The sequence below is a fragment of the Actinomadura spongiicola genome, from assembly GCF_003432485.1.
GTDB lineage: Bacteria > Actinomycetota > Actinomycetes > Streptosporangiales > Streptosporangiaceae > Spirillospora > Spirillospora spongiicola.
In genome coordinates this window covers 67,337-82,626 of the sequence record NZ_QVNQ01000007.1, presented here as the reverse complement: position 1 = coordinate 82,626, position 15,290 = coordinate 67,337, and the positions used below count along the sequence as shown (strand labels likewise).

The 15,290-nt window shown below is 74.4% G+C and carries 3 protein-coding genes; all 3 read right to left on the bottom strand.

The features are described 5' to 3' along the window. Positions 1 to 12: 12 nt before the first annotated feature. A complete protein-coding gene (locus D0T12_RS22525) occupies positions 13 to 7,410 on the bottom strand; it encodes a non-ribosomal peptide synthetase/type I polyketide synthase (protein WP_117401678.1) in 7,398 nt (2,465 codons plus the stop codon). Then, entirely contained in the window at positions 7,407 to 13,397 is a 5,991-nt protein-coding gene (locus D0T12_RS22520) for a non-ribosomal peptide synthetase (protein ID WP_158581589.1), read from the bottom strand. The genes D0T12_RS22525 and D0T12_RS22520 overlap by 4 nt, the downstream gene beginning before the upstream one ends. Positions 13,398 to 13,636: 239 nt before the next feature. After that, positions 13,637 to 15,211, bottom strand: a complete 1,575-nt coding sequence (locus D0T12_RS22515; protein WP_158581588.1) for an MFS transporter — start codon at positions 15,209 to 15,211, stop codon at positions 13,637 to 13,639. Positions 15,212 to 15,290 lie beyond the last annotated feature (79 nt).

The following is a 15,290-nucleotide window of genomic DNA, read 5'->3' as shown; positions in this document are numbered from 1 at the left end:
AACCCTTCTTCGTCAGTGCCGCGGCTGGTCGTCGGCGTCGTCGGCGTCGTCGGCAAGCAGGTCGGCGAGGTCGTCGGTGTCGAGGTCGGCGAGCGGGAAGTCGCCGGGGGTCATCACGCCGGTCTCGGGTGCGGCGCAGTGCGCGGCGACCGCGCGCAGCCGGTCCGCGAGGCGCGCGACGGCGAGCGGGGCCGTCCCGCCCGGATTGGTCGGGTGTGTGCAGCGGACCCGGAGCGCGCCGTGGACGACGGCCGCCTGGACGAGGAGCGCCGCCCCGCCGGGGAACGGCGACTCCGGGCCCGCGAAGCCGTCGGGGAGGCGGAACGGGCCGTCTCCGGCCGGACGGTCATCGGTCCAGGTCTCGTCGTCCACCTCCGTCAGCACGGCGGTCGGCGGGCCGCTCCCGGGACGCGCGTCCTTGACGGCCGCCAACGCGGTCTCCGCGTCGTCCGCGTGCAGGGCGAGGCGGCGTGGCGTGCTGTGGCAGCCCACGCCGTCGCCGCCGAGGGGGGTCTCGGCGACGACCCGGGCGTCGCCGTGGCGGGCGTCGACGCACAACGCCCAGGCCAGGGCGGCGAGGAGCCCGTCGCCGAGACGCAACCGGTACGCGGCCTCCAGGTCGCTACGGAAACGGGCGGTCTCCTCGGGCGACAGCTCGAAGGACGTGGTGACGAGGTCGCCTCCGGTCGTCGCCGTTGACGGCGCGGCGGCGACCTCGCCGGCTTCGGGGTGGTCGGCCTCGGGTTCGGGACGGCTGGACGCCCAGCGGAGGAACGAGGGGGCGGGGCCGTCGAGGGGGCCTGTGCGGGCTGCCGCAAGGTCGGTGACGAGCGTCCGCCAGGAACGGGCGTCCACGGCGGCCCGGTGCGCCACCCACACGAGCCGCGACGCGTCCTCGCCGACCCTGATCACCGCGGCCTTGGCCGGAGGGGACGTGCGGGGGTCGATCTCGTCGGCCATCTCGGCGGCCATCCGGTCGGCCGCGTCCGCGCGCCGGTCCGGTGGGAGCGCCGTCAGGTCGACCTCGGGGAGCGAGACATCGCCGGGCTCGGTGGCGTGCTGCGTGCCCGTGGCCTCGTCGATCCGCAGGCGCAGCGCGTCGTGCCGCGCGACGACCCTGGCCATGGCCTGTTCGAGCCGTGGCATGTCCGGTCCGCCCGCGAGGTCCAGGACCAGGCGGCGGGTGGCCGGGACGGCGCCCGCCAGTACCTCCCGCTGCCCGGACGTGAGCGGAACGGACCCCAGGTCGCCGCCGTCCGCGTCGGGGACGGGCCCGAAGGTCAGGCGGTTCTCGGCGGCGAGCGCCAGGACCAGTTCCGCGATGCTCTGGTGCGCGAACAGGTCCTGCGGGGTGACGTCGATGCCCTCCGCCGTCACCCGCGCGATCACCTGGACGCCGAGGATGGAGTCGCCGCCCAGCGTGAAGAAGTTCTGGTCCGGGTCCACGTGGTCGAGGCGGAGGACCTGCGCGACGACGGCCGCCATGCGTTCGGCGAGGGCGCGCTGGTCGGGGTCGAGTTCGGCGGCGAGCCCGGCGGCGTCGGCGGACCGGGTCTCGGCGCGGGGCAGCGCGGCCCGGTCGACCTTCCCGTTGGCGGTCAGCGGCAGGGCGTCCAGCAGGACGACGTCGCGCGGCACCATGTAGGCGGGTAGCCAGCGCGCCAGGTGCTCGCGCAGGTCGTCGGCGTCGGCCTGGCCGTCCGGGACGGCGTAGGCGGTGAGCCGCCGGTGCGACCGGTCGCCGGTCGCGGTGACCACGGCGCGGCGCACGTCCGGGTGGCGTTCCAGCGTGTGCTCGACCTCGCCGAGTTCGATGCGGTGTCCGCCGACCTTGACCTGATGGTCGTGACGGCCCAGGAACTGGATCGTCCCGTCCGGCAGATACCGGCCCAGATCCCCGGTCCGATACAACCTGCGCCCGTCACCGGGATGACTGACGAACTGCGCCAGGGTGCGGTCGGGGTCACGCCAGTACCCCTCCGCCAAACCGACACCACCGATGAACAACTCACCGGTCACCCACGTCGGACACGGCTCGAAACGCTCATTGAGCACCTCGAACCACTGATTGCGCAACGGCCGACCATACGGAACCGACTCCCACGAAGGATCCACCCGCTCGATCGGATACGCGATCGACCAGATCCCCGCCTCCGTCGCACCACCCAAACTCACCACCCACGCGTCCGGAGCCAACGCACGCAACCGATCCGGCAACGACACCGGAATCCAGTCACCCGACAGCAGCGCCAGTTGCAGGGGCAGGCCGACGGCGTCGGCCGACGCCTGCTCGACGAGCATCTCCGCCAGGCCCGGCACGGTGTTCCACACCGTCACGTGGTGCCGCACGACCATCCGCGTCCACGCTGCCGCGTCCGTGCGGGCGTCCGGGCCGGGCAGGACGAGCGCGCCGCCCGCGCCGAGCATCCCGAAGATGTCGAAGACCGACAGGTCGAAGCTCAGCGACGACAGTCCGAAGGCGCGGTCGTCGGGGCCGATGGCGAACCGTTCGACGATGTCGACGCACGTGTTCAACGCCGCCCGATGACTGACCGCCACCCCCTTCGGCGTCCCCGTCGAACCCGACGTGTACAGGATGTAGGCGACGTCCCCGGGGTCTCGGGGGACGGGAGCGAACCGCGCCGTCCGCCAGTCGGCGTCCTCGGGGATCTCCACGATGGGCACGTCCGCGCATTGCGGGCTTCCGAAGGGGACGACCAGGCACGCGGCGCCCGACTCCCGGAGCAGCCACGCGCGCCGTTCGACGGGCAGGTCCGGGTCGACCGGCACGTACGCGCCGCCCGCCAGCGCCACACCGAGGACGGCGACGACCTGCCGCCACCCCTTGCGGACGCCGATCGCGACGGGCGCCCCCGGGCGCACGCCCCCCTCGCGCAGCGCGGTCGCGAGGGCGGCGGCCCGGCCGCGCAGTTCCCCGAACGTCAGCGTCCGGTCCTCGGCGATCACCGCGGGCGCGTCGGGGCGTTCCGCCGCCTGCCGCAGCAACGGTTCGTGCAGGAGGCCGTCCGGGATCCGCCCGGCCGTGTCGTTCACCTCCGCGCGGAGTCGCAGGTGCTCCTCCGGGGCGGGCGCCGCGGCGGGCGCCGTCCAGCCGTCGTCACCCGCGAGGCCCTCGACGAGCGCGGTGAACGCGCGGAACATGTCGGCGACCATCCCGTCCGGGAACAGCGCGCCGAGCACGTGCCAGCTCACGTCGAGTTGACCTTCGGCCTCCACGACGAAGCAGTCGAGGGTGACCTGCGGCGTCTGCGAGATCGTGTGGACGATGTCGCCGAGCCAGGCGAACGGCGAGTCCGTGCCCTCCCGCGCCAGGGCGCTGGTGAACACGACCGGCATCATCGCGTCGCGCACGCCGCCGCGGACGCGGGCCAGTTCGCGGAGCACCCGGACGCCGCTGACGAGGCGGTGCTCCATGTCGGTCCAACTGCGCTCCTGCATCGCCGTGGCCAGGTCGAGGAAGGTGGCGGGAGCGGCGGCGTCCACTTCCAGCAGCCCGAACGAGGCGAACTCCCCGACCAGCGCGCCGACCTCGGGGTGCAGCGGCAGCCGGTTCACGGCGGTGGCGTTGACGGTGAACCGCTGGCTCGCGCTCCATGTCGCCAGGACGGACGCGTACACCGCCGCGAGCGTCACCGACGGGGTCAGGCCGTGGGCGGCGGCGCGGCTCTTCACCCCGTCCCAGGTCTCGCGGGGGAAGCGGGCGGTGTAGCGGTCGAAGTCGGTGTCGTCGGCGTCCGCCCGGACGGTGGGCAGGCGCGGCGCCGGGGGCAGTGTGCGGACGCGTTCCCGCCAGTAGTCGAGGGAGCGCTCGTAGCCGGGGGTGTCGTGCAGCGCCGACTCGGCGAGGACGTAGTCCCGGAACGTGAGCGTCAACGGCTCCAGGCCACCGGTCTCCTCGTCCGGCGACTCGTAGGCGCGGCGCCAGTCGGGCAGCAGTCCGAAGAACAGGCTGGCGACGTCCGCCACCAGCAGGTCGAAGCTGAGCAGGGTACGGACCCGGCCGTCCGGCAGCAGCGCCAGCCGCAGTTCCCACAGCGGCCACTCGTCCGCCGGGCGGACCTGGGCGCGCATCCGCTCGCGCACCGCCGCCAGGACGCTCTCGGGGTCCGGTTCGTCCCGGAGGTCCATGACCTCGGGCGCGTAGGTCAGCGGCGGCGGCAACACCCGCTGGGTGGCGTCGGGCAGCACCACCATACGGAGCATGTCGTGGTGGTCGACGAGCCGCTGCCACGATCGGGTCAGCCGGTCGGGGTCGAGGTCCCGGCCCTCCGTTTCGAGGTAGACGTGCGCGGCGACGTCGCCGCCCTCGAACACGGCCGACCGGCCCAGCCATTGAGCCTGCTGCATCTCGGTGAGCGGGAACGGCTCGTACCGGGCGGCCGGATCGGGGACGATCTCCGGCAGAGCGTCCGGCGGCGCGGTGTCGGGCTCGGCGTCACCGGCGTGCGCCAGCATCCCGGCGACGGTGGGGTGGCGCATGAGCGTCCGCAGCGCCACCGGGACGCCGAGCTCGTCGCGGAGCCGCGCGGCGAGCCGGGCCGCGGCCAGCGAATGGCCGCCCAGCTCGAAGAAGTCGTCGTCGACGCCGATCGGGCCGCGGCCGAGGAACTCCTGCCAGAGCGCGACGACGCGTTCCTCCGTCTCGTCGCGCGGCGCGACGTACGCGGTGGACAGTCCCTCGCGGAGTTCGGCGGCGTCGTCGGCGGAGACGGTCTCGGCGGGCGGCAGGTCGAGACGCGCCGCGAGACCGCCCGACACGGGTCCGCCGCCGTTGCGCACGGGGTCCACCCAGTAGCGGCGCCGCTGGAACGGATAGGTCGGCAGGCTCACCCTGCGGAACGGGCCGCCGCGCAGCCGCTCCCAGTCGACCTCGACGCCCGCCGCCCACGCTCGGGCCAGGCCGGTCAGGGCCGTGGAGACGTCGTCGCCATGACCGTCGCCGGCGCCGTCCGGGCCGGGGACGGTGGAGGTCACGACGGTCCGTCCGGCCGGGTCGAGGCCGTGCCGCGCCAACCGGCCGAGGACGTCGCCGGGGCCCATCTCGATCAGCACGGTCCGGCCGTCCCCGGCGACCGCGCGGAGCCCGTCGGCGAACAGGACGGGAGCGCGCAACTGCCGTCCCCAGTACGCGGGGTCACGGGCCTGCTCGTCGGTGATCATCGTCCCGGTGACGTTGGACGTGAACGGCAGCCGCGGGCTGGAGAGGTACATGCCGCGCAGCTCGTCGGCGAACGGCGCGACGGCGGCGTCCATCATCGCCGAGTGGAAGGCGTGCGAGGTGTGCAGCGTGCGGTGCGGCACGTCGAGCCCGGCGGCGAACGCCTCGATCTCCTCGGCCGGGCCGGACACCACGCACAGCTCCGGCCCGTTCACCGCCGCCAGCGACAACCCGCCGGTCAGCAGGGGACGCACCGTCTCGGCGGCCGTCCCGACCGACAGCATCGCGCCGGGCGGGCACCGCTGCATCAACCGGCCCCGCGCCGCGACGGCGCGGAGCGCGTCGTCGCGGGACAGCACGCCCGCGACGCACGCCGCCAGCAGTTCGCCCACGCTGTGCCCGGCCATCGCGTCGGGCCGCACACCCCACGACGCGAACAGCCGGACGAGCGCGTACCCCACCGTGAACAGGGCGGGCTGCGCCAGACCGGTCGCGGTGAGGTCCCCGTCGCCGCCGTACAACGGACCCAACAGGTCGAGGTCGGCGACGTCCCGGAGGACCTCCGCGCACGCGTCGACCTCGTCGCGGAACACCCGCTCCGACTCGTACAGGCCGCGCGCCATCCCCGCGTACTGGCTCCCCTGCCCGGGGAAGAGGAACACCACGCGCGGCTCGCCCTCGCCCGCGTCGAAGACCTGGCCGGGCAGGCCGGCGGACACGCCGGGCCCGTCGGTTCCGACGGCGAAGCGCCGGTACCGGAAGTGGCGGCGGCCCGCCTGCGTGGTGCCCGCCATGTCGGCCAGCACCCCGGCGTCCGGCGCTCCGGCCACGGCCGCGGCCGTCCGGTCCGCGGCCGTGCGCGCCGCGTCCGGCGTCCGCGCCGAGGCCACGACGATCTGCGCGGGACGCGGCGGGTACGGCTCCGGGCGCGGCTCGGCCGGGGACGGTTCCTCCAGGACGACGTGCGCGTTGGTGCCGCCGATCCCGAACGAGCTGACGCCGATGCGCAGCGGGCCCGGCGCGTCCCAGGCGGTCTCCTCCGTGACGACCCGGAACGGCGACTTGTCGAAGTCGATGTGCGGGCTGGGACGGCGGAAGTGCAGGCTCGGCGCGAGCCGCCGGTGCCGGAGCTGGAGGATCGCCTTGAGCAGCCCGGTGATCCCGGCCGCGGTGTCCAGGTGACCGACGTTGGACTTCACCGAACCGATCGCGCAGTACCCGCACTCGGCGGTGTAGTCGCGGAACGCGCGGGTCAGCGCGGTGATCTCGATGGGGTCGCCGAGCGGTGTGCCGGTGCCGTGCGCCTCGACGGCGGTGACCGTGGCGGCGTCGACGCCCGCGACGGCCAGCGCCGCGCTGATCACCTCGGTCTGGCCGTCGACGCCGGGCGCGGTGAAGCCGGCCTTGGCGGCGCCGTCGTTGTTGACCGCCGAGCCGCGGATCACCGCCTCGATACGGTCGCCGTCCTCGACGGCCCGGTCGAAGTCCTTGAGGACGACCACCCCGGCGCCGTTGCCGAACACGGTGCCCGCGGCGTCGGCGTCGAAGGGGCGGCAGTGCCCGTCCGGGGAGAACACCAGGCCCTCCTCGTGGAGGTAGCCGGTGCGCTGCGGCACGCGGATCGACACGCCGCCCGCGACGGCCAGCTCGCATTCGCCGTCCAGGATGGACTGGCAGGCGAGGTGGACGGCGACCAGCGACGTCGAGCACGCGGTCTGGACGGTCACGGCGGGCCCGGTCAGGCCGAGCCGGTACGCCGTCCGGGTCGCGAGATAGTCCTTGTCGTTGTGGATGAGCACGTCGAAGGCCTCACCGCCGGGCAGCAGCGGGCCCCCGGGAACAAGGTTGCTCATCAGGTAACTGGGGGCGTTGCATCCGCAGAAGACGCCCGTGACCGGGGCCGTGGCTGGAGGACGGCCCGCGTCCTCCAGCGCCTCCCACACGATCTCCAGGAACACCCGCTGCTGCGGGTCGAGCAGCGCGGCCTCGCGGGGGACGAAGCCGAAGAAGGCGGCGTCGAACTCCTCGATGCCGTCGAGGGCGGAGCACGCCCCGACGTAGCCGTCGCGCCGCGCCACTTCCGGGTCGAGGCCCGCGGCGGCGAGGTCGGCGGCGTCCACCCCGCTGATCGACTCGACGCCGCCGGCGAGGTTCGTCCAGAACTCGTCGGGGGTGCGCGCGCCCGGCAGGCGGCAGGCCATGCCGATCACGGCGATGTCACCAGTGCTCATTCCTCTCCGTCCTTCCACTGGGCGCAGGCGTGGCGCCGGTTCCGGGTCGGGTTGCGGTTCGCGCGCCGCGCGGCGCCGCGGGACCGGCCCTCGCGGGCCGCCGCGGTGAGGTCGGCGCTGCCGTCCAGCCGGGCGGCGAGCGCCCGGACGCTCGGGGCCTCGAACATCAACGGCAGCGGCAGGTCGGCGCCCGGCAGGTCCGCGTCGGCGAGGCGGGTGCGGAGCGTGCCGCAGATCCGGGTGACCATCGCCGAGTCGAGACCCATGTCGAAGAAGCCGTCGGTGACGCTGATCCGGTCGGTGCCGAGTTCGGCCGCCACCACGGCGGCGATCACGCGTTCCAGGTCGGTGGCGGGCGGCACCGGCGCCTCGCCCGCGGCGGCTGCCTCGCCCGCGAGCCGTTCCAGCTCGCTCCGGTCGACCTTTCCGATCGAGGTCAGCGGCAGCCGGTCCAGGATCACGATCGTCGACGGGACGAGGGCCGCCGGGAGGCGTTCAGCGAGTGACCGGCGCAGCCCCGCGCGGGTCGGGCGCGGCGCCGCCGGGGCCGTGTCGGGGACGCCGCCGACGAGGGCGTGCAGCGGTTCGTGGCCGTCGTCCAGGTCGAACCGTGCCCGCAGCTCGGGGCCGAAGTGGGGGTCGCCGACCTGGCACAGGCCTAGTCCGGCGGCGGGCGCGGCACCGTCCAGGAGTTGGGCGATCAGACCGGTCTCGATCAGGCTGAAGTCCCGCCACAGGCCGCCGTAGAGCGGTCTGATCGCGCGGGACTGCGCCACCAGGTAGACGGCGAACGGCGCGCCCGCCGCGAGCGGCGCGTTCACCGAGGTGAAGCCGGGACGCGCCGGAAGGGGCTCGGTGTCGAGGGGGAACAGGCGGTGACCGTCCGGGCCGTAGTGGTAGGCGCCGCCCGGGAGGCCGTCCACGCCGCCGTCGGCGACGTCGAGATAAACCTGGACGGGGTAGAGCCCGCCGGCGGACCCGTAGGCGTGCCGGTCGCCGTCCCGCAGCCCTTCGAGGAGGCGGGACAGCGCGTCCAGCGGGACGGGGTCGGCGGTGAACCGGCGGTGGCTCGACCGGCGCGGCGCGGCCTCGACCTCGGGCAGCGTGATCGCGTCGGCGGCGGGCAGGAGGCGCAGCCCGGGGCGGGCGGCCGTGAACTCCAGCCGTTCCGCCGGATCGAGCAGGACGCCTTCCAGGTCGCCGTCGAGGAGGGCGAGTTCGTCCGCGCCCGGCAGGGACGGGGCGGCGTCGCCGGGCGCGGACGAGGCGGCCCGCGTGACGAACGCGGCGAGCCGCCTGCGGTGCCGGTCGCCGTGGGCGATGACGACGGCGTCACCGACGCCGGGCGCGGCGCGCAGGGCGTGTTCGATCTCGCCGAGTTCGATGCGGTGTCCGCCGACCTTGACCTGATGGTCGTGACGGCCCAGGAACTGGATCGTCCCGTCCGGCAGATACCGGCCCAGATCCCCGGTCCGATACAACCTGCGCCCGTCACCGGGATGACTGACGAACTGCGCCAGGGTGCGGTCGGGGTCACGCCAGTACCCCTCGGCCAAACCGACACCACCGATGAACAACTCACCGGTCACCCACGTCGGACACGGCTCGAAACGCTCATTGAGCACCTCGAACCACTGATTGCGCAACGGCCGACCATACGGAACCGACTCCCACGAAGGATCCACCCGCTCGATCGGATACGCGATCGACCAGATCCCCGCCTCCGTCGCACCACCCAAACTCACCACCCACGCGTCCGGAGCCAACGCACGCAACCGATCCGGCAACGACACCGGAATCCAGTCACCCGACAGCAGCACTCGGCCGAACGGCAGCGTTTTCGGTGAGCCCGTCCGCTCCACGTGGTCGACGACCAGTTCCATGAGCGCGGGAACCGAGTTCCACAGGGTGATGCCGTGTTCGTCGACAAGATCCGTCCAGTGGGCGGGGTCGGCGCGTCGGGTCGGGTCGGGCAGGACGAGCACGCCGCCCACGCCGAGCACCCCGAAGATGTCGAAGACCGACAGGTCGAAGCTCAACGAGGAGACGCCCAGAACGCGGTCGTTCGGGCCGATGGCGAACCGCTCGACGATGTCGACGCACGTGTTCAACGCCGCCCGATGACTGACCGCCACCCCCTTCGGCGTCCCCGTCGAACCCGACGTGTACAGGATGTAGGCGAGGTCCTCGGGGCGCGGCCGGGCGTCTCCGAGCACTGGCCCGGTCACCGGCGCGCCGGTCTCGTCCGGGACGTCCCGGAGCACGATCGTGGCCCCCGACGATTCGACCAGCCACCGCCGCCGCTCCTCGGGCAGGCCGGGATCCACGGGGAGGTAGGCGGCGCCGATCCGCGTCACCGCGAGGACGGCGACGATCTGCCGCCACCCCTTCGGCAGGCTCACGCCCACCACGTCGCCGCGTCCGAGCCCCGCGGCGATCAGGTCGGCGGCGAGGGTCTCGGCCCGCCGCGCCAGCTCGCCGTAGGTGAGGGTGCGGTCCACGGCGATCACGGCGGGGGCGCCGGGGCGTTCGGCGGCGCGTGCGAACACCCCGTCGGACAGCGTGCCGGTGGGCACCGGGCCCGCCGTGTCGTTCACCCGGGCCCGGATCTCGGCCTGGTGCGGGGGAAGCGGCACGGTCGGCGGACGTTCCCACCGGTCACCGCCCGCGACCAGCTCCTCCAGGAGGAGACGGTAGGCCGCGAACATGTCGTCGAGCACCCCGGGCGGGAAGTAGTCGGCGGCCGCGTCCCAGATGAGCGTCGCGCCGCCGCCGTCCTCGAAGACCTGGTGGTCCAGCAGGACCTGGGGCGTCTGGGAGATGCCGTGGACGGCCCGTCCCAGCCAGGCGAACGGCGGCTCGCCGTCGCCGAGCCCGAGGCCGCTGGTGAAGACGCACGGGAGGATCGCGCCTCCGGTAGCGCCGTCGCGGCGGGCGAGGTCCCGCATCACCTGGACGCCGGAGTACGACGCGTGCTCCAGGTCGCGCCACAGGCGACGCTGGACGTCCGACGCGAGGTCGGCGAACCGGCCCGGCGCGGCGCAGTCCACGGCGAGGGGGTCGACGGCCGTGAAGTCGCCGACGACGTCCGCGAGTTCCGGGTGCGCGTCCGGCCGGTTGAACAGCGTGACGTTGACGGTGAACCGGGGATCGCGGCTCCAGGCGCCGAGCACGGCACTGTAGGCGGCCAGGAGCACGGCCGACGGCGTCACGCCATGGGACCGCGCCAGGTCCACCAGCCGCGTCCACGTCGCGGCGTCGACGCGGTGCTCCCGGCGGGCGAACCGGGCGGGTTCGCCGGGACGCCACGCCAGCACGGGAAGCCGCGGCGCGGACGGGAGATCCGGCAGCCGGTCCCGCCAGTAGGCGACGTCCTCGGGACGCGGGGACCGCTCGGCGACCGCCCAGTCCCGGAACCCGAGGACGAGCTCGGGCAGGTCGGCGGCCGGGTCCTCGTACAGCCGCCGCCACTCCCGCGACAGGACGTACAGGCTCCACAGGTCGGCGACCAGCAGGTCGACGCTCAGGTGCAGCCGGGCGCGCCCGTCCGGCGCGCGGGTCACCGCGATCCGGTGCAGCGGTCCCTCGTACGGGGACGGCACCTCGTGGTCGAGCGCGGCCCGCGCCTCCTCCGGCGGGACGCCGCGCACGTCGAACAGGTCGAAGCCGCCGGCGTCCGGCGGCGACTGGGCCGGAACCCGCTGGTGGCCGTCGGCGGTGACGACGGCGCGCAGCATGTCGTGCCGGGCGACGATCCGCCGCCACGCCGCCTCCAGTCGCGCCAGGTCGAGGTCACCGGCGTCGATCTCCAGGTAGGCGTGCGCCGCGACGCCGCCGTACTCCTGCTCGACGCCGCGTCCGACGAGGTAGGCGTGCTGGATGTCGGTGAGCGGGAACGGCTCGTGCCGGTCGGACGGCGCCGGGACGAGCGGCGGCGCGCCGTCCGCGGGCGGGCGGTCGAGGCCGGAGACGACGGCGTCCACCAGCGCCCGCAGGTCGTCGGCGCCCGCCGGGACGGCGACGCCGGTCGCGTCGAGGATCTCGGCGCGCAGCCGGGCGGCGCGCCGCGAGTCCAGCCCGGCGGCGGGCAGCGGCAGGTCGGGGTCGATCTCCCAGGGCTCGACGCGGGCGAGCGCGGCGGCGCGGTCGCGCAGCCACGCCTCCACCGCTCCCGGCCGGGCGCCGGGGGCCAGGCCCAGCAGCCCTCTCCGGTCGGGCGACCGGCCCCCGGCAGGCACTCCGACGGGCGTCCCGGCAGGAGCCGGTCCCGGGTCGGCGGACGCCGTGTGGACATGCAGCGCGCGCAGTTCCCCGGCCAGGTAGCGGCGCCTGATCTCCTGCCGCCGCACCTTGCCGCTGGTCGTCAGCCTGATCTCCCCGGCCCGGACGAGGACCACGGCGTGCGGCTCGGCGGCATGGTCGGCGATCACGGCCCGGCGGACGCGTTCGGCGACCTCGCGCAGCGCCTCGGTGTCGGCGGCGCGGACGCGCGGGTCGACGGCGCGGACGACCACGAGCCGTTCGGTGTCGTCGCCGGGCACCGAGAACGCGGCACTGAGCCCCGGGCGGACCACCGGGGCGTCGCGTCCGGCGGTCAGCTCGATGTCGTGCGGGTGCAGGTTGCGGCCGTCCAGGATGATCAGGTCCTTGAGCCGGCCGGTCACGTACAGGGCCCCGTCGTTGACGACTCCGAGGTCGCCGGTGCGCAGCCACACCCGCCGCTCCGGGTCGTCCTTCAGCGGGGCGAGCGGGCTCGGCGCGTCGCCCCAGTACCCCCGCGTCACATGCGGGCCGGTCACGTGGATCTCCCCGACCACGCCGTCGGGGCAGCGGGCGGCGGTGTCGGGGTCGACGACGGCGATCCGGGTCCCGGCGGCCGGGGCGCCGCACGAGACGAGGTCGACTCCGCCCTCGCCTCCGGCGGGGGCGGGCGTCAACCGTCCTTGTTCCAGGTCGGCGGCGTCGACCCGAAGCGTGCGGGCACCCCGGCGGTCGACCGTCGCGAGCAGTGTCGCCTCCGCCAGGCCGTAGGCGGGCAGCAGCGTCTCCGGCCGCAAACCCAGGGGCCGCAGATGCCGGGCGAAGCGCTCCACGGTCGCGGCGCGCACCGGTTCGGCGCCGCAGATGAGCGCCTGCCAGTGCTCCAACCGCACGTCCGCGAGCTGGTCGATGGAGACGCGGTCCACGCACATGTCCAGCGCGAAGTTCGGCGCGGCGCTGGAGACGAGGCCGCCGCACTCTCCGATCAGGCGGAGCCAGCAGGCCGGGTCCTGAAGGAACGCCTCGGGCGGCAACAGGGTGGCGGTGCCGCCGCAGAACACGGGCGCCAGCAGGCACCCGATCAGGCCCATGTCGTGGTGCACGGGAAGCCAGGACACCGCGCCGAGCGGCGAACCGGCCGCGTCGTGTCCCGTCCCCTCGCTGATCATGCCGATGTTGGCGACCAGGTTCCCGTGCGTGATCACGGCGCCCTTCGGGGCGCTGGTGGAGCCCGAGGTGTACTGGATGAGGGCCGGAGTGTCCGGACGGACGCGGCACGGCCGCCACGACGCGGCGTCGGCGGCGTCCTCGACGAACAGGACCGGGACGTCCAGGGCGGGCTCCACACCGCGCGTGGTCAGGACGGCGGCGGGGCGCGCGTCGGCGGCCACCGATTCGAGCCGTCCCCGGCGGCGGGCCGAGCGCGGCGGCGGGCACGGGACCGCGCACACCCCCGCGTAGAGGCAACCGTAGAAGCCCGCCACGAACTCCGGTCCGGGCCCGCTGAGCAGGAGCACCCGGTCGCCGGGGACGACGCCCGCGGCCTGGAGTGCGGCGGCCACCTCGCGGGCGCGCCGGTCGAGGTCGCCTCGGGTGAGCAGGTCGGTGACCGCGCGGCCGTCGGGGGCGTACCGGAACGCGGCGCCGTCCGGTTCGAGGTCCGCCAGGGCGCGTGCGCCCTCGACGAGGTCCATCGCACGGTGCGGAGCCGTCGGATGCCGCCCCATCGGATCACTCCCAAGCGTCGATTGCCGGGGCCGTTCGCCCCACTCACCGTCAATTGTCGAAATCACGGTCCATCGACGCATCAGGGAAGGTACCGTGCTCTTTACCGGGGTAGGTCCGTCACGCTAAGAAGGCGCGATCACGCGCCACCGACCGCCGACCCCGCAATGCAAATGCATTCGCACGGTACAACTGTTCGCCGGACGGAAATAGGATTTCCGTTTGGTCGGCCTTGTCGGAATTATTCGGCGCCCGGCGCGGATACCGGCCGGAGCTCGTCGGCGTCCGCGCCCGCCCGCCCGCGCGAGCCTGCCGGAAGCGCCACCGCGACCGCCGCCCCCGCCAGCAGCACGATCGCTCCGGCGGTGAGGACGTCGTGCAGCCCCGCCACGAACGCCTCCTCGGCGGCGGCGATCACCCGCTCGGCGAGCCGCGGGGACGCGTTCGCGCCGGTCGCCGCCGACCCGCCCTCGCGCAGGAACGCGTCGGCGACCCGATCGCGCTCCGCGGGCGGCAGGCCGAGGCCGTCCAACTTCGTGCTGACCAGCGCGGTGAACCGCTCGGTGAGCAGCGCGCCCAGCACGGCGACGCCGAACACGATGCCGAACTGCCGGTGCGCGTTGGCGATCGACGACCCCACCCCGGACCGTTGCCGCGACACCGACGACAGCACCAGCGCCGTCGTCGGGCTCAGCGCCAGCCCGATCCCGGCGCCCATCAGCACGAGGCTCCACCACCAGCGTCCGTAGTCCGCGTCCACCGTGAGCCGGTGCATGGTGAGCAGCGACACGGCCGAGACGGTCAACCCGAGGCCGATCGTCAGCCGCTGCCCGAGTCGCGCGGCCAGGGGGCCGGACAGCGGCGCGGTCAGCACGATGGCGACCGAGCCCGGCAGGAACGCCAGCCCGGTGTGCAGCGCCGACTCGCCCCTGACCTGCTGCATGTAGAGCGACAGGAAGAAGAACATCGAGAACAGGCCGAACCCCAGCAGGAACGAGACCAGGTTGCCGACCAGGAACGGCCGCAGCCGGAACAGCGCGGGCGGCAGCATCGGGTCGGTGGCCCGGGTCTCGACGACCGCGAAGGCCGCGAGTCCGACGGCGCCCACCGTGAACGCGGCGAGGATCCGCGGGGACGTCCAGCCCTCGGTCCCGCCCTCGATCAGGGCGTACGCCAGCGCGCCCGCGCCCACGACGGCGGTGAGCTGCCCCGCCACGTCGAGCCCCTCGCGCCCGCCGCGCGCCTCGGGCAGCGTCCGCGGCCCGAGAACCAGGACGAGGACGGCGACCGGCAGGTTCAGGAAGAAGATGCCCGGCCAGCCGTACGTTCCGACCAGCCAGCCGCCGAGCACCGGACCGGCGACCAGCGCCAGCCCGGCCACCCCGCTCCACATGCCGATCGCGCGGCCCCGCTCCTTCGGATCGGGATAGATCCACGCGATCAGCGACAGCGTTCCGGGCAGCATGGCCGCGGCGGCGAGGCCCTGGAGCGCGCGGGCGGCGATCAGCATGCCGGGCGACCGGGCCAGGCCGCAGAGCACCGACGTCACGGCGAAGGCGGCCACGCTCACCAGCAGGACGCGGCGGCGACCGTACCGGTCCCCCAGCGTCCCGCCGGTCAGCAGGAAGGCGGAGAAGAACAGCGTGTAGGCGGTGATGACCCACTGCTGGGCGGACAGCCCGGCGGACAGGTCGGCGCCGATGTCGGGGACGGCGACGGTCACCACGGTCACGTCCAGCAGGGCCATGAAGGCGCTGAGGAACAGGACCGCCAGCGGCGCGAGGCGGTGTCCGCGACGCGATGCGCGACGGGCCACGGGAGCTCCCCCAATTGTTACCGACCGGTGGTCAGTAGGAGTGTGTGCGCGCTCCGGTGCGCTGTCAAGCGCGATATCT